Here is a 14,462-nt window from a genome sequence, read left to right as displayed (position 1 = left end):
TGGTCGTGGCGGTACGGGTGTCGTGGAACCCGTCGCGGGTCGGTTCCCGGGCCGCGGGCGCACGGCCCGCGGCCCGGGAACACGGTGGTGGATCAGGGACTCGTCGAGGTCAGCGAGGCGAACACGATCACGTTGTCGCGGTACTCGTCGCCGGTACGCGGGCCACCGCACGTGATGAGCCGCAGCTCCGGCCGGCCGACGTCACCGTAGACCGCGTCCGTCGGGAAGTCCGCCTTGGCGACCGTCCGGACCGAGTCGACGGCGAACACCGCCGAGGTGCCGTTCTCCAGGCGTACCACGGCCCTGTCCCCCGGGCGCAGACGTGCGAGGTGCCGGAAGACGCCGTCCCCGTGGGCGCCGACCGTGACGTGGCCGAGGATCACCGACGGGCCGGTCTGGCCGGGCGTCGGCGAGTGCCGGTACCAGCCCGCCCGGTCATGGGCCGTGACCGGAGGCACCTGGACCGTGCGGTCCGGGGCCAGCCCCAGCCGGATGACCGGCGTGTCGACCCCGATGTCCGGTATCTCCAGCCCGACCGGGACCGAACGCCCGAGGGCACGCGCCGGTTTCCCGGAGGGCCGCGCGGACGGCGTCGCACTCGCGGGGTGTCCGGCCGGGGGCCGGCCGGTCCGGTGGCCGCCTCCGCAGCCGCCGAGGAGCGCGGCCGCCGCCGTGGTGGCGAAGGCACGCCTGGAGAGCGACGTCATGCCGTGGTCGCCCGCCGGCGACGTACGAGGAGGACCGCCGCGCCGCCGGCGGCGAGCACCGCGGCGGCGCTCCCGCCGAGCAGCGCGCCGTCGGTTCCGGACTCCGCGGACGCGGGCGCGACACCGGTGTCGGGCGCACCGCTCGGTACGACGGTGACCTCGCCGGGGGCCTGCGCTTCGCTCTCGGCCGGTACGGGGCTCGGGTCCGTGGCGTCGGCCGGGACCGGTGCCTCGCTGGGGGCCGCGGTGGCAGCGGGGACCGGGGACGGCCCGTCGGCGAAGGCGGGCACCGTGCTCGCCAGCACGGCGGTGCAGGCAAGTGCCGTGGCATTGAGGACAGTTCGGCGCATGGATCGCTCTCTTTCGTCGCTCCGCCCGCACGATGGCCGGCGGGCTGGGTCATGGATCGTGCGAAGAGACGGGACAGCGACGGTACGGGTTGCAAAGAGAAGGCAAAGTCCTGAGGGGCCCCCGGCGGTCCGGCACGGCCGGGCATCGCGCCCGTGCTGTCCGGCGGTGCCGAACGCGGACGGGGGCGGGCCGGCACCGCGTCCCTGTGGTCGGGTCCACGCCCGGTCGTCACCTCGGGATGCCGCGCGAGGCGGGTGTCGCACAGACCCCCCGGGAGGGCACGGTGCCACGTGACGCTGCGGCGCGGTGAAGTCCTCGATGCCCGGTTCAGGGCGTGTTCACGCGGGAACGGGGCAAGCGGTCCCCTGCGGACCAACCGGTCCGGCGTCCCCGTTCCCGACTCCGGAGGCCTCCATGATGGTCGTTGGCATCGTCGCCGTCTGCGTGGTGATCGCCGTCCTCGCCTTCTTCGTCCCCCGTCTCTCCCGGCACCCGCAGAACGGAGCGCAACGCACCCTCGGTGCCGGCTCCCGGGCCGGGTCCAAGGCACCGGGCCCACTCGGGCGCCTCCTCAGCAAGCCCTTCCGCTCGAGCTCCCGCGCGGTCGGCCGCAGCGGCTCCGCGGGGCGGCGGGCGCGCGGGCGGCTTCCGTTCTGACGCCGGGCCCGGGACACGGCCCCGACGCCAGGAGGGGGCACACCGGCGCGGGGTCCGCTCGGGCCGAGGGCCCGATCAGGTCCACGTACCCGCGGGTCGTCCGGCGGGAGCACCCGCGCCGTCGGCCCGCCGGCGGACGCACCGCCGTGTGGCCGGTGTTCAGCTCCGCGCCATCGGGCGGTCAGCACGGGTGAGCAGCATTCGGGCTGACCCCGTCCCGACACCCGGCCCGTGGAGCCCTGATGAGCGCGGAGCGACAGACACATCCCCACCAGACCCTGCACAGACGCGCGTTGCTGCGCGCGGCGGTGGTCGTACCGGCCGCCGGTGCCGCGACCGCCGGTACGGCCGCGGCGTCGGAGGCCTCCCCGGCGGCCGGCGGCCGGTTCGACGCCGGGAGTCCGCGCTTCGCGCTGGCGGTGCTGCCCGACACCCAGTACCTCTTCGACGCCGACAGCGCCGACCCCGCCCCGCTGCGGGAGACGTTCCGGTACCTCGCCGCCGAGCGGTCGAGGGCCAACATCGCCTTCATGACACACCTCGGCGACGTCACCGAGCACGGCACCGAGGACGAGATCGGCCTCGCGGCCGACACCTTCCGCCTCCTGCACGGCAAGGTGCCCTACAGCGTGCTGGCGGGCAACCACGACGTCAGATCGTCCACCGACGACCAGCGGGGCGGCTCCGCCTATCTCTCCGCGTTCGGGCCCGACCGCTACCGGTCCATGCCGACGTTCGGCGGCGCCTCGCCCGACGGTTACAACAGCTACCACGTCCTGCGGGCGGGTGGCCGGAGGTGGCTCGTCCTCGCCCTGGACTGGCGGGTCTCCGACAAGGGACTGGCCTGGGCGCAGGAGGTGCTCGACGCCCACCGCGCCCTCCCGGCGGTGCTCACCACGCACGACATCGCCTGGTCCGGCGATGACGGCGAGGCCCGGCTGTCCGGCAACGGCCAGCGCCTCTGGGAACGTCTGATCAAGGGCAACGACCAGATCTTCCTGGCGCTGGGCGGGCACTACTGGCCGCCGGGCCGCACGGTTCTGACCAACGACGCGGGCAACGACGTCCACGTCCACATCACGAACTACCAGGACCGCTACTACGGCGGCGCCGGAATGATCCGCACCTACGGGTTCGACCTGGTGCGCGGGGTCATCGACGTCGAGACGTTCTCACCCTGGTTCCTGGCCCGGGACCCCGAGAAGCGTTCCCCCCTGGCCGCCGAGACGATCGAACTGACCGGTCCCGCCGACCGGTTCAGTCTCACCGTCGACTTCGACGAACGGTTCGCCGGCTTCGCCCCCGTCACGCCCGCCGAGCCCCGCCCCGCCCGCGCCGTGATGCCCCGCGGCACCCTCGCCTACTGGCGCTTCGACGCCGCCGGGACCGACGCCGCGGGCTCCTCCGGCGCCGGCGTCGCCGACGGCACCGTCGTGCGGGACCTGACCGGCAACGGCAACGACCTGACGGTGCGGCGGCTGCACTCCAGCGGTGCCGAGGCGCTCACCTGGTCGGCCGACCACCACCGGGGACAGCCCGCGCACGCCAGCCTCCGTTTCAACGGCGGGAAGGACCCCGACCGCGGCGCCGTCCTCACCACCGCCGCCCATGCGGCCCTGAACAGCGAGAAGTTCCTCCGCGGGTACACCATCGAGACCTTCGTCCGGCTGCCCGAGCCGTTCGAGGGCGACCACAGCTGGATGGGCATCCTCAGCTGGGAGGGCCGCAACGCGGAGGCGGGCAAGACAACGGGCTGGTCGCCGCTGGAACCGACCTGCAGTCTCAATCTGTCGCCCGAGCGGTTCCTGCAGTTCGTCGTCTACCCGCACGAGCAGGACGCCGACCCCACGTCGTGGAGCCACGCCGTGCCGACCGGGCGCTGGATGCATATCGCCGTCGTCAACGACACCCGCCGCACGGTGATGTACGTGGACGGTTCGAAGATTGCCCGCAACCCGGCGCAGGCATCGACCGGCATCGCCACCCTGGGCAAGCCTTTCGTGCTGGGCGCCACCCAGTTCGACGGAACCTTCGGCCAGGGGTTCTACGGCTGGATGGGCGACACCCGGATCGTCGGCCGGCCCCTGTCGGTGAAGGAGTTCCTCACCCCCTTCGGCTGAGCCGGTCGCCTGCCGGAAGAAGGACGGCACCCGGTCCGGGGCCGGACCGGGAACGGCGCCGCCCGATCGCGCGGGGGGCGCCGGGCGGCTTCACGAGAGCGCAGGAGTCGCGCGCGAGCCGGTGCGCGGTGTCGGCCGGCCCCTGTCACGTCCCGTCGTCCCACGGGTCCGGCGGGGCGAGGCGGGGACCTGCTTCGACGGCAGTCGGCGCTCTCGCACGGGGGACGGAGGGGCCGGTGGTCACCATGCGCCGCCTTCCCTTCCGCAAGACGGGAGGCCCCTCAAAGGTGTGACACGGGGTGCCCTGTGTCACTCACCGCCCGGAAAGGTGGTTCTGAGGTGACCGCAGCCCCGCGACGAGGAGCGCCACCAGTCGGCGTGCGTCGTAGCGGGGGTCGTCCTCCGCACCGATGCACAGGTTTCCCACGCCGCGCATGAGTGTGTAGGCGTCGATGTCGGAGCGGATCTCACCGGCCGCCGCGGCGGCTTCGAGCAGGTGGGCGCAGACCGGCACCAGACGGTCGAGGAAGTAGGTGTGCAGGGCGTCGAACCCCGCCTCGTCGGAGTGCAGCACGGCGGCGAGGCCGTGCTTGGTGACCAGGAAGTCGACGAAGAGGCCGATCCACTCCCCCAGTGCCGCGTGCGGAGTCGCACCGCCGGCCAGCAGGGCCGGGCCGGCCTCGGCGCAGGCGTCGACCTGGTGCCGGTAGACGGCGATGATGAGGTCCGCCCGCGTCGGGAAGTGGCGGTAGATCGTACCCAGCCCGACTCCGGCCCTGGCCGCGATGTCGCGGACCGGCGCGTCCACGCCCGACGCGACGAAGACCGCGGCGGCGGCGTCCAGCAGGGCCTCCTTGTTGCGCCGGGCGTCCTTGCGCCGGGACGGAGCCGCGCGCCCGGCGCCCTCGTCACTGTCGCTCACCGCGCCGCTCCTTCCGCTCACCATCGCTTGCCAAAACGGAACGATGTTCCGTATCGTTCCGGAACGCTGTTCCGTTTACTCATCATGCCAGAGCGGACGCCCGGCCACCAAGCCGTGCGCCGCCGTGCCGTCACACACTTCCCGTACCGAGGAGACACGACCATGCAGTACCGCACCCTGGGCCGCACCGGCGTCCGGGTCAGCACCCTCGCGCTCGGCGCGATGAACTTCGGCAGGATCGGCGACACCACCCAGGACGAGGCGACCGCCATCGTCGACGCCGCGCTGGAGGCCGGCGTCAACCTCATCGACACCGCCGACATCTACGGCGACGGCGAATCGGAGGAGATGGTCGGCAGGGCGATCGCCGGCCGCCGCGACGACATCGTGCTGGCCACCAAGGCCGGCATGCCCATGGGCGACGGGCGGAACCACCGGGGGAGCTCGCGCCGCCGGCTGGTCACCGCACTGGACGACAGCCTGCGCCGGCTCGGCGTCGACCATGTCGATCTCTATCAGATCCACCGGTGGGACCCGGCCACCAGTGACGAGGAGACCCTGTCCGCCCTGACCGATCTGCAACGCGCGGGGAAGATCCGTTACTTCGGCTCCTCGACGTTCCCCGCGTACCGCGTCGTGCAGGCCCAGTGGGCCGCCCGCGAACACCGCCTGAGCCGCTACGTCACCGAACAGCCCAGCTACTCCGTACTGCAGCGCGGGATCGAGTCCGACGTCCTGCCCGTGACGGAGGAGTACGGGATGGGTGTGCTGGTGTGGAGTCCGCTGGCCTCGGGCTGGCTGTCCGGCGCCGTGCGCAGGGGCAAGGACGTCACCACCCACCGCTCGGCGTTCATGCCGGAACGCTTCGACACCGCTCTCCCCGCCAACCGGGCCCGGCTCGACGCCGTCGAGCGACTGGCCGGGATCGCCGACGCGGCCGGCCTGACGATGGTCCAGCTCGCGCTCGGTTTCGCCACCGCGCACCCGGCCGTGACCAGCGCCCTCGTCGGACCACGCACCCTGGACCACCTGCGCTCCCAGCTCGCCGCCGCCGACACCGTGCTTCCCGCCGACGTACTCGACGCGATCGACTCCGTCGTCGCCCCGGGCACCGACCTGGCCGCGCACGAGAAGCACGACACCCCGCCCGCGCTGCTCGACGCGTCACTGCGGCGCCGCTGACCGGTCTCCCGCCGCGAACCCGGGGACCGGGCAAGGGAGTTCACCGTCGAACACGGCACAACCCTTCGCCCGGTCCGCGGGTCACACCAGAAAGGAGCAACCGCTCCAAGAGCCGCAAGGGGGAAATATGAGATTCACCCGTTCCGTCCTGGCCGCCTCCGCGGTGGCCGCCCTGTCGGTGGGAGCCACGACCGCCCTGGCGTCACCGGCCTCGGCCGCACCCGACACCACACCGCAGAAGGTCTGCGGAAGCGGCTACAAGACAGTGAACTCGGCAGCCGTCGGCTCGCTGGGCACCGTCTACCTGACGTACAACTCGGCCAACGGCCGGAACTGCGTCGCGACCATCCGCACCAACCCCGGCACCAGGCTTGACATGTCCGCGTGGATCTACGTCCCCGACACCGAGGAGGGTGCCCAGGACGACGGACGGTTCACGTCGTACGCGGGACCGGCCTACGTCTACGGCAAGGGCCACTGCGTGGACTGGGGCGGCGGCATCGACAACGTGTACGTACAGGTGTACGGCTCCAACTGCGGCGCTCTGAAGGAGCACCGGGTCACCTTCACCCGCTGACCCGCGCCTCCCGACGGACCGCTCCGCCCTGGCAGGACCGCAAGGCCCTGTCAGGGCTCCGGCGCGTCACCCGCCGTCCCACGGCCCCCGTTCAGGGACGGGTGCGAGGACGGAACGTCGAGGAAGCCGGGCGCGTCGGACTTCCCGAAGAGTGACGGGCCCCCTCCGTCTCGGGCGGGCTCCCCGCGCCCGGTGATCGAAGCGTACGCCGGTCCCGCCGGCGACGGCCTCGGCGAGTTCCCGCGCACCGCGCGCACGGCCCCGGCGAGCCCCGCTCAAGCATCGTCGGCCGTCATCCTGCCCCAGCCCCTCCCGCTCCGCCGCGTCGCGGCGTTCCCACCGTGCCGATCAGCCGTGAGCGCTCCACACGTCCGGGCCGCCGCCGCGCCACTCGACCGTCGCGGACCGGCGCAGCCAGTCGTCGTCGACGCTCTCCAGCCCTTCGAGGCGCAGGAACTCCACCACGTCCAGCAGCCCGTACGCCATCCCGAGGAACCGCGCGCCGCCGCGGACGCGCCGACCGCCGTCCGCGCCGGGCGGGTAGATCACGATGGGCTGATCGCTCGTCATGGCACCAGCGTGCAACGAGCGGCGTCCGCCCGCATGCCGGGTGCCCGGCCGGCCGCCCCGGTGCCGGCCGGGCGGGGCTGCGACGTGCCCGTGCCGTCAGCCGACGGCCGGGCCGGCCTTCCCGGTACCGGACAACCGGGCCAGGTACCGGTGGCAGCGGGCCGCGCGCTCCGCGTCCTGTTCCATGACCTCCCTGAAGAAGTCGGCGATCTCCTTCTGGTCCGCGTTCTCCGCGTCGCGGACGTACTGGCCGTAGTCGTGGCCCGCCTTCAGCGAGTGGTACTGCACGGAGATCAGGTCGTACACGACATCGCTGAAGCCCGTCTCGCCGGTTGCCATGAGCCCTCCTGCGCGTGGGGAACAGGTCGGAGGGCCGGGTATCACCTCCCCGCCGGGTGAAACCGGCACCGTGGGTCACGGCTTCCCGGTCGGCGCCGCGTGTCCCCGCGCGAGGAGCCAGCCGGCGATCGCGCCGATCGCGTACCAGAACAGGTCCGGCGCGTTGAAGGTGGAACCGAGGACCAGACGGGCCGCGACGCTGCGCCGGGAGAGTTCCGCCGGCACCCCGGTGAGCTGCAGGAACTCGATCCCCCAGCTGACGGCGAGCGCGATCCCGGCGGCCCTCGGCGGTGTCACCCGCGGCGCCGCCAGGACCACCAGGGCGAAGATCAGGAGGGTGTAGAGGGCGTCCCCGCCGTACTTGGCCACGTCCCCCGTCGCCACGGCCCGCAGGCCCAGTCCCGCGCCGACGGTCACCAGCGCGGCCACGGCCGCCGCGGCACGGGTCCGTGCCGGACCGCCGCCGGGGCGGGTTCTGAGGAAGAGTGTCATGGCCGTCATGATCCCGCAGGGTGCCCGGTGTCCGGCGGGGGTGCCTGAGGTCCCGCGGTGGTGCCCGGCGCGTGCCGGTGTCCGGCGCCCGGGGCCGGCCGTCCCGCCGCGGTCCGGGCACGGTCCGGCCGTACCCGTCGAAAACCGGGGGAACCAGGGGCGCCGGCCCTGTTAGGGTGCTCGGCATGGCACGAGGTATCTGGTCGCAGAAGGTTCGATCCGCCCGCTGACGGCGGCGCCTTCTCCCTGAATCAGCGCACGCCGTTCCGGTCCTTGCCGGGCGGCTGTCTCGTGCTGCCCGGCTCCACTGCGAGCCGCGGAGCGTCCGTTGAACCCCACCCCGACCCCCGAAGCCTTGCCCCTGCCCGTCGAGGCGGGCGGCCGTGCCCATGTCCGCGCCGACGGCATCACCGTCACCCGTGGCTCCCGGCGCGTCCTGAACGACCTCTCGGTCACCGTCTCCGCCCGGTCACGGATCGCCGTCGTCGGTGAGAACGGCCGCGGCAAGACGACCCTGCTGCACGTCCTCGCCGGACTGCTCACGCCCGACACGGGCACCGTGCACCGGACGGGTACGGTCGGCCTGGCCCGCCAGGAGCTGTCCGCGCGCGACGGTGAGACCGTCGGCACCCTCACGTCGGCGGCGCTGGCCCCGTCCCTGGCGGCCCTCGCCGCGCTGGACGAGGCGGGCCGCGCCATGGCCGAGGGCGACCCCGCCGCCGCCGACCGCTACACCGCCGCGCTCGACGCCGCCACCCGCCTCGACGCCTGGGACGCCGAACGCCGCGTCGACGTCGCCCTGGCGGCCCTCGGTGCCTGTGCCGACCGGGAACGGCCGCTGTCGGCCCTGTCGGTCGGACAGCGCTACCGCGTCCGGCTGGCGTGCCTGCTCGGCGCGCGGCACGACGTCCTGCTGCTCGACGAGCCGACCAACCACCTCGACTCCGGCGGCCTGGACTTCCTGACCCGCAGGCTCCGCGAACACGACGGCGGTCTCGCCGTCGTCAGCCACGACCGGGCGCTGCTGCGCGACGTCGCGGACCGGTTCCTCGACCTCGACCCCACCCGCGACGGGAGGCCGCGCCTGTACGCCGGCGGCTACGACGCGTGGCAGGAGGCCCGGCGCCGTGAGCGGGAACGCTGGGAACAGGACCACGAGCGGCAACAGGGCGAGCACCGGCGGCTGCAGGACGCGGTGTCACGGGCCCGCGACCGGCTCTCCACCGGCTGGCGGCCGGAGAAGGGAACCGGCAGGCATCAGCGCCAGTCCCGCGCCCCGGGCGTCGTACAGGCCCTGATCCGGCAGCAGGAGGCACTGGACGCGCACCGGATCGACGTGCCGGAGCCGCCGCCCGCCCTGCGGTGGCCCCGGCTGGACGTCCGGCCGGGCGCGCCGCAGCTACGGGCGCACGGTGTCGCCGTGGACGGGCGGCTGGCCCCTCCGGTCGACCTCGCCCTCGACGGCGGCGAACGGCTGCTCGTCACCGGGCCCAACGGCGCCGGGAAGTCCACGCTGCTCGCGGTGCTGGCCGGCGCCCTCCGGCCCACCGCCGGGCACGTGTGGACGGCGAGCGGGGCGCGGGTGGTCCGGGTCACCCAGGAGACCGCCCGGCAGGATGCCCGGCTCACCGCCCGCGAGGTGTACGACCGGCACGTCGGGCGGCTGGTGGCCGACGGGGTGCTCCGGGACGGCGACGCCGTCCCGCTGGGATCCCTCGGACTGCTGGACCCCGACGCGACGGGCACGCCGGTCGGGCGGATGTCCCAGGGTCAGCAGCGGCGTCTCGACCTGGCGCTGGCGTTGTGCGGGCGGCCCACGCTGATCCTGCTCGACGAGCCGACCAACCACCTGTCGGTGCCGCTGGTCGACGAGCTGACCGGGGCGCTCCGTGACACCGGTGCCGGCGTCGTCGTCGCGACCCACGACCGCCGGCTCCTGCGGGACCTCGCGGACTGGCCGTTCCTGCGGGTGGGCGGAGCACCGGCGCCGGAGGCCCGCCCCGGCGCGCCGCGTCCGGCCACACGGGAGGAACCGGCGCCGGGGGCACGCCGTACGCCGTCCTGACGTACCGCCTCCGCCGGCGGGGGCGGGTCCGGGGCCGTCCTCCCGGTCCGGCGGACGGCGGCTTCCGCCGCAACCCGTGCCGGCGTCGTGGCGGGCGGCCGGCCGGGGAGCGCGAGGCGCGGCGGTGGTGTCCGCGGGCGCCCGACAGCCTGCGTCCTCATGATGCGCGTCCGGGTCCTTCCGATGCTGTTGGTGCTCTGCGGCTCCGTCGTCGCGGCCGGGCTGGTCCTCGCCGGCCGTCCTGGTGCGGCCGCGGCGCTTCCGCTGGTACTGCCGGCGTTCGCGGGCCTGAACTCGCCCCTCGTCTTCCCGAGGTCGATCGGCGCTGTGACGGCACGACGCCGCAGCGCGGCCGACGGCCGGCCGGTCGTCTTCTGGCGGCCCGGCTGCGCGTACTGCCTGCGGCTGCGCATCCGGCCGGGCCGGGCCGCCGGGCAGGTGCACTGGGTGAACATCTGGCGTGACCCGGACGGAGCGGCAGTGGTGAGGGCGGCCAACGACGGCGACGAGACCGTGCCGACGGTCGTCGTCGGCGGCCGGCCGCACGTCAACCCGGATCCCGCGTGGGTCCGCGAGCGGCTCTCCCCTCCGTCCGCGCCGTAGGAAGCCGGAGCGGCACCGGATCCGGTGATGCCCGCTCCTCTCCCCCCGGCCGGCCGGGAGGCGGGTGCCGCTGTCCGGAACCGGTCGCCGTCCAGGTGTGAGGCGTGGGCCGGTAACGGCCGTTCCGGCACTCGGTGGCCGTAAGATCTAGGGATCTCGTGGGGGTGGTCATGCGCAGGCAGCGTCCCGGTACACCGACGCTGGAGGAGGTGGCCGCGCTCGCCGGTGTGGGGCGGGGCACCGTCTCCCGCGTCATCAACGACGCGGCGGGCGTGAAGGATTCGACGCGCCGTGCCGTGCAGCGCGCCATCGCCGAGCTGGGGTACGTCCCCAATCTGGCGGCCCGTTCGCTGGCGGGCCGGCGTGCCGACGCCGTCGCGCTGGTCATGACGGAGCCGGACTGGCGGCAGTTCGGTGAGCCGTTCTTCTCGGAGATCGTCCGCTCCGTCGGTGACGCGCTGACCGACACCAAGGTACAGCTGCTGCTCACCCTGGTCCGTACGGACGCCGAACGGCAGCGCCTCGTGGAGTACGCGCGCGGCGGCCGGGTCGACGGCGTGATGCTGATGTCCGTGCACGCCGAGGACGCGTTGCCCGACATGCTGGCCGAAGTGGGGCTGCCCACCGTCCTGTTGGGACGGCGCTCGGGCGAGGAGAGCGTGACCTACGTCGACGCGGACAACACCGGTGGCGCCCGCGGCGCGGTGGCGCACCTGCTGGGCCTCGGACGCCGCTCGATCGCGACCATCACCGGGCCGCTCGACATGTACGTGGCCCAGTGCCGGCTGCGCGGTTACCGCGAGGCACTGGAGCGGGCGGGCGCCGAGAACAGGGCGGCCTGGACCGTCGAGGGGGACTTCTCGGCGGACAGCGGACGCCGGGCGATGGCCGAACTCATCGAGCGCGCCCCGGAGATCGACGGCGTGTTCGCCGCGTCGGACACCATGGCCGCGGGCGCGCTCGACGCCCTGCGCACGGCGGGGCGCCGGGTGCCGGAGGACGTCGCGGTGATCGGGTTCGACGACTTCCCGCTCGCCCAGCACACCGATCCGAAACTGACGACGGTGCGCCAGCCGCTGGAGGAGATCGGCCGGACGATGGTGCGGCTGCTCCTGGAGGAGATGGAGGAGCCGGAGGTCGCCTGGCGGCACGTCATCCTCCGTACGGAACTGGTGCTGCGCGGCTCCGCCTGACCCGCCCTCCCCTTCCCCTCGACCGCCTCACGGGTCATGGCGTCATCGAATGTTTCGGGAGCGCTCCCGAGGTGGACGGGCTTTGTGGATCACCTCTCTGACCTGCGGCTTCGAATTTAATTCGACAGTTTCCCGCGCACAGCCTTGTCAGGGACATGGGTAGCTCCTACAGTCCCGTTCCGAAACACAAATGGGAGCGCTCCCATCAATGGGGAGAGGGGAGCGCTCCCTCCCGGTCGCCCCCCGCACCCTCTTGGAGAGGCCCCCGCATGCGACGGTTACCGCACCACACCCGGGCCCTGCGCGGCCTGTTCGCGACGCTCCTCACCGCTCTCGCCGTGGTCGCGGCGCTGGTGACCGGAACGGCGCCGGCCCAGGCCGACACCACGATCTGCGAACAGTACGGATCGGCCGTCATCCAGGGACGCTACGTCGTCCAGAACAACCGCTGGGGCACCAGCGCCACCCAGTGCGTCACCGCCACGGACACCGGTTTCCGCGTCGCCCAGGCCGACGGCTCGGTGCCCACCAACGGCGCCCCGAAGTCGTACCCGTCGGTCTTCAACGGCTGCCACTACACCAACTGTTCGCCGGGAACCGCCCTCCCCGCGCGGATCAGCGGCATCTCCAGCGCGCCCAGCAGCATCTCGTACGGCTATGTCGGCGACGCCGTGTACAACGCCTCGTACGACATCTGGCTGGACCCGACGCCCCGGACCGACGGCGTGAACCGGACCGAGATCATGATCTGGCTGAACAAGGTGGGCCCGATCCAGCCGATCGGCTCCCAGGTCGGCACGGCCACCGTGGCCGGGCGCACCTGGCAGGTGTGGTCGGGCGGGAACGGCTCCAACGACGTGCTGTCGTTCGTCGCGCCGTCGGCGATCAGCAGCTGGAGCTTCGACGTGATGGACTTCGTCGAAGAGACCGTCGCGCGCGGAATGGCGCGGAACGACTGGTACCTGACGAGCGTCCAGGCCGGCTTCGAGCCCTGGCAGAACGGCGCCGGGCTCGCGGTGAACTCCTTCTCCTCCACCGTCAACACCGGCGGCGGCTCCGGGGAGCCCGGTGGCCCGGCGGCGTGCACCGTGTCGTACGCCACGAACGTCTGGCCGGGCGGCTTCACCGCCGACGTCACCGTGAGGAACACCGGTCCGTCCGCCGTCGAGGGGTGGAAGCTCGCCTTCACCCTGCCCTCCGGGCAGCGCGTCACCCAGGCCTGGAACGCGTCCGTCAGTCCCTCCTCGGGCGCGGTCACGGCCAGCGGGCTCGGCGGCAACGCGCGGATCGCGCCCGGCGGGAGCCAGACCTTCGGCTTCCAGGGAACCTACAGCGGCACCTTCGCCCGGCCGGACGGATTCAGCCTGAACGGCACCGCCTGCGCGGCCGCCTGACCCGGCCGGCGGGCCGCGCACCCGCCGTGTCCCCCGGGCCCGGGGCCCGCTCTTCCTCCCTGCGCCGACAGGGCGGGCCCCGGGTCCCGCCCCCCGAACCCCCCGCCCGTCCGGTCGACGCCCCTCCCCGACGGGCGGGGATTCCACCTCCCGCCGCTCCCCGACCCATCCACTACCGGCACAGGAGATCCCCATGCTCTTACGACGGAGATTCGTCTCCTTGGCAGCAGTACTGGCCACCCTCCTCGGAGGGCTCGGCCTGAGCTTCCTCTGGCAGGACGACGCGCGGGCGCACGGCGTGGCGATGATGCCCGGATCGCGCACCTACCTCTGTCAGCTGGACGCCATCACCGGCACCGGCGCACTGGACCCGAGCAACCCGGCGTGCCAGGACGCGCTGGACCGGAGCGGCGCCACGGCGCTGTACAACTGGTTCGCCGTCCTCGACTCCAACGCGGGCGGGCGGGGGGCCGGTTACGTCCCGGACGGCACGCTCTGCAGCGCGGGCGACCGCTCCCCGTACGACTTCTCCGCCTACAACGCGGCCCGCTCCGACTGGCCCCGGACGCATCTGACGTCCGGAGCGACGGTCAAGGTGCAGTACAGCAACTGGGCCGCCCATCCCGGTGACTTCCGGGTCTACCTCACCAAGCCCGGCTGGTCGCCCACGTCGCAACTGGGCTGGAACGACCTGGAGCTCATCCAGACCGTCACCAACCCGCCCCAGCGGGGCTCGGCCGGCGCCAACGGGGGCCACTACTACTGGGATCTCAAGCTGCCCTCCGGCCGCTCCGGGGACGCGCTGATCTTCATGCAGTGGGTGCGTTCGGACAGCCAGGAGAACTTCTTCTCCTGCTCCGACATCGTCTTCGACGGCGGCAACGGCGAGGTGACCGGCATCGGCGACTCCGGCGGCACACCGGACCCGGACCCGACGGACCCGGACCCGACGGATCCCCCGCACACCGGTTCCTGCATGGCCGTCTACAACGTGGTGAACTCCTGGAGCGGCGGCTTCCAGGGCTCCGTCGAGGTGATGAACCACGGGACGTCACCGCTCAACGGCTGGGCCGTGCAGTGGAAGCCCGGCGCCGGGACCACGATCGGCAGTGCGTGGAACGGCTCCCTGACCAAGGGATCCGACGGCACGGTGACGGTACGGAACGTCGATCACAACCGTGTGGTCAACCCTGACGGAAGCGTGACGTTCGGCTTCACGGCCACGTCGTCGGGCAATGACTTCCCGGTGGGCACGATCGGCTGCGTGACGCCGTAACCGGCCTCGGCGGA

15 protein-coding genes are annotated in these 14,462 nt (G+C 73.3%); 9 read left to right on the top strand and 6 right to left on the bottom strand.

Annotated elements, in window-relative coordinates; genetic code table 11:
* Nucleotides 1–92: 92 nt before the first annotated feature.
* A complete protein-coding gene (locus ACF1DX_RS32890) occupies nucleotides 93–707 on the bottom strand; it encodes a class F sortase (RefSeq protein ID WP_391794813.1) in 615 nt (204 codons plus the stop codon).
* Entirely contained in the window at nucleotides 704–1,057 is a 354-nt protein-coding gene (locus ACF1DX_RS32885) for a sortase-dependent protein (RefSeq protein WP_391794812.1), read from the bottom strand. Before ACF1DX_RS32885 ends, ACF1DX_RS32890 begins: the two co-directional genes overlap by 4 nt.
* Before the next feature lie 415 nt (nucleotides 1,058–1,472).
* Here ACF1DX_RS32885 and ACF1DX_RS32880 point away from each other — a divergent pair, with 415 nt between their 5' ends.
* Both ACF1DX_RS32880 and ACF1DX_RS32875 read left to right on the top strand, forming a co-directional pair.
* Nucleotides 1,473–1,715 (top strand): DUF6411 family protein, encoded by a 243-nt coding sequence (locus ACF1DX_RS32880; RefSeq protein WP_030861713.1) that lies wholly within the window; start codon nucleotides 1,473–1,475, stop codon nucleotides 1,713–1,715.
* A gap of 242 nt (nucleotides 1,716–1,957) precedes the next feature.
* The gene (locus tag ACF1DX_RS32875; protein ID WP_391794811.1) at nucleotides 1,958–3,835 is read left to right on the top strand and encodes a LamG-like jellyroll fold domain-containing protein; all 1,878 of its coding nucleotides are present in this window, start codon (nucleotides 1,958–1,960) and stop codon (nucleotides 3,833–3,835) included.
* Nucleotides 3,836–4,148: 313 nt separating this feature from the next.
* On the opposite strand, the gene ACF1DX_RS32870 is transcribed toward ACF1DX_RS32875, so the two are convergent.
* The gene (locus ACF1DX_RS32870) at nucleotides 4,149–4,757 is read right to left on the bottom strand and encodes a TetR/AcrR family transcriptional regulator (protein ID WP_391794810.1); all 609 of its coding nucleotides are present in this window, start codon (nucleotides 4,755–4,757) and stop codon (nucleotides 4,149–4,151) included.
* A 162-nt stretch (nucleotides 4,758–4,919) separates the two neighbouring features.
* Here ACF1DX_RS32870 and ACF1DX_RS32865 point away from each other — a divergent pair, with 162 nt between their 5' ends.
* Nucleotides 4,920–5,939, top strand: coding sequence for an aldo/keto reductase (locus tag ACF1DX_RS32865; RefSeq protein ID WP_391794809.1), 1,020 nt, complete (start codon nucleotides 4,920–4,922; stop codon nucleotides 5,937–5,939).
* A 127-nt stretch (nucleotides 5,940–6,066) separates the two neighbouring features.
* On the top strand, nucleotides 6,067–6,516 hold the full coding sequence (locus ACF1DX_RS32860; protein WP_391794808.1) for a spore-associated protein: 450 nt from the start codon (nucleotides 6,067–6,069) through the stop codon (nucleotides 6,514–6,516).
* Between the two features lie 348 nt (nucleotides 6,517–6,864).
* Here the strand turns inward: ACF1DX_RS32860 and ACF1DX_RS32855 are convergent, their stop codons facing one another.
* The 3 genes from ACF1DX_RS32855 to ACF1DX_RS32845 form a co-directional block, all read right to left on the bottom strand.
* The gene (locus ACF1DX_RS32855; RefSeq protein WP_391794807.1) at nucleotides 6,865–7,086 is read right to left on the bottom strand and encodes a hypothetical protein; all 222 of its coding nucleotides are present in this window, start codon (nucleotides 7,084–7,086) and stop codon (nucleotides 6,865–6,867) included.
* Nucleotides 7,087–7,182: 96 nt separating this feature from the next.
* Nucleotides 7,183–7,425, bottom strand: coding sequence for an acyl carrier protein (locus tag ACF1DX_RS32850; protein ID WP_391794806.1), 243 nt, complete (start codon nucleotides 7,423–7,425; stop codon nucleotides 7,183–7,185).
* Between the two features lie 75 nt (nucleotides 7,426–7,500).
* Nucleotides 7,501–7,917, bottom strand: coding sequence for a DUF2809 domain-containing protein (locus ACF1DX_RS32845; RefSeq protein ID WP_391794805.1), 417 nt, complete (start codon nucleotides 7,915–7,917; stop codon nucleotides 7,501–7,503).
* 328 nt (nucleotides 7,918–8,245) lie between these two features.
* On the opposite strand from ACF1DX_RS32845, the gene ACF1DX_RS32840 reads away from it, so the two are divergent.
* The 5 genes from ACF1DX_RS32840 (at nucleotide 8,246) to ACF1DX_RS32820 (ending at nucleotide 14,448) form a co-directional block, all read left to right on the top strand.
* A complete protein-coding gene (locus tag ACF1DX_RS32840) occupies nucleotides 8,246–9,982 on the top strand; it encodes an ABC-F family ATP-binding cassette domain-containing protein (protein ID WP_391794804.1) in 1,737 nt (578 codons plus the stop codon).
* A gap of 159 nt (nucleotides 9,983–10,141) precedes the next feature.
* Entirely contained in the window at nucleotides 10,142–10,585 is a 444-nt protein-coding gene (locus ACF1DX_RS32835; RefSeq protein WP_391794803.1) for a hypothetical protein, read from the top strand.
* A gap of 170 nt (nucleotides 10,586–10,755) precedes the next feature.
* Entirely contained in the window at nucleotides 10,756–11,778 is a 1,023-nt protein-coding gene (locus tag ACF1DX_RS32830) for a LacI family DNA-binding transcriptional regulator (RefSeq protein ID WP_391794802.1), read from the top strand.
* Nucleotides 11,779–12,047: 269 nt separating this feature from the next.
* Nucleotides 12,048–13,172: a cellulose binding domain-containing protein gene (locus ACF1DX_RS32825; RefSeq protein ID WP_391794801.1), complete on the top strand. Its 1,125-nt coding sequence runs from the start codon at nucleotides 12,048–12,050 to the stop codon at nucleotides 13,170–13,172.
* A 193-nt stretch (nucleotides 13,173–13,365) separates the two neighbouring features.
* Entirely contained in the window at nucleotides 13,366–14,448 is a 1,083-nt protein-coding gene (locus ACF1DX_RS32820; protein WP_391794800.1) for a lytic polysaccharide monooxygenase, read from the top strand.
* The last annotated feature ends 14 nt before the right edge of the window (nucleotides 14,449–14,462 follow it).

Origin of the sequence: Streptomyces sp. NPDC014676, assembly GCF_043084105.1 — a bacterium.
In the GTDB taxonomy this organism is placed as follows: Bacteria; Actinomycetota; Actinomycetes; order Streptomycetales; family Streptomycetaceae; genus Streptomyces.
The sequence above is the reverse complement of the archived record's forward strand: the minus strand, read 5'-3'. Positions and strand labels throughout refer to the sequence as shown.

What these genes read in the sequence shown, in the direction of transcription:
- ACF1DX_RS32825 (WP_391794801.1), top strand. Translation starts at nt 12,048, where the DNA reads ATGCGACGGTTACCGCACCACACCCGGGCCCTGCGCGGCCTGTTCGCG.
- ACF1DX_RS32875 (WP_391794811.1), top strand. Translation starts at nt 1,958, where the DNA reads ATGAGCGCGGAGCGACAGACACATCCCCACCAGACCCTGCACAGACGC.
- ACF1DX_RS32845 (WP_391794805.1), bottom strand. Translation starts at nt 7,917, where the DNA reads ATGACACTCTTCCTCAGAACCCGCCCCGGCGGCGGTCCGGCACGGACC.
- ACF1DX_RS32820 (WP_391794800.1), top strand. Translation starts at nt 13,366, where the DNA reads ATGCTCTTACGACGGAGATTCGTCTCCTTGGCAGCAGTACTGGCCACC.
- ACF1DX_RS32835 (WP_391794803.1), top strand. Translation starts at nt 10,142, where the DNA reads ATGATGCGCGTCCGGGTCCTTCCGATGCTGTTGGTGCTCTGCGGCTCC.
- ACF1DX_RS32880 (WP_030861713.1), top strand. Translation starts at nt 1,473, where the DNA reads ATGATGGTCGTTGGCATCGTCGCCGTCTGCGTGGTGATCGCCGTCCTC.
- ACF1DX_RS32865 (WP_391794809.1), top strand. Translation starts at nt 4,920, where the DNA reads ATGCAGTACCGCACCCTGGGCCGCACCGGCGTCCGGGTCAGCACCCTC.
- ACF1DX_RS32860 (WP_391794808.1), top strand. Translation starts at nt 6,067, where the DNA reads ATGAGATTCACCCGTTCCGTCCTGGCCGCCTCCGCGGTGGCCGCCCTG.
- ACF1DX_RS32830 (WP_391794802.1), top strand. Translation starts at nt 10,756, where the DNA reads ATGCGCAGGCAGCGTCCCGGTACACCGACGCTGGAGGAGGTGGCCGCG.
- ACF1DX_RS32890 (WP_391794813.1), bottom strand. Translation starts at nt 707, where the DNA reads ATGACGTCGCTCTCCAGGCGTGCCTTCGCCACCACGGCGGCGGCCGCG.
- ACF1DX_RS32850 (WP_391794806.1), bottom strand. Translation starts at nt 7,425, where the DNA reads ATGGCAACCGGCGAGACGGGCTTCAGCGATGTCGTGTACGACCTGATC.
- ACF1DX_RS32885 (WP_391794812.1), bottom strand. Translation starts at nt 1,057, where the DNA reads ATGCGCCGAACTGTCCTCAATGCCACGGCACTTGCCTGCACCGCCGTG.
- ACF1DX_RS32855 (WP_391794807.1), bottom strand. Translation starts at nt 7,086, where the DNA reads ATGACGAGCGATCAGCCCATCGTGATCTACCCGCCCGGCGCGGACGGC.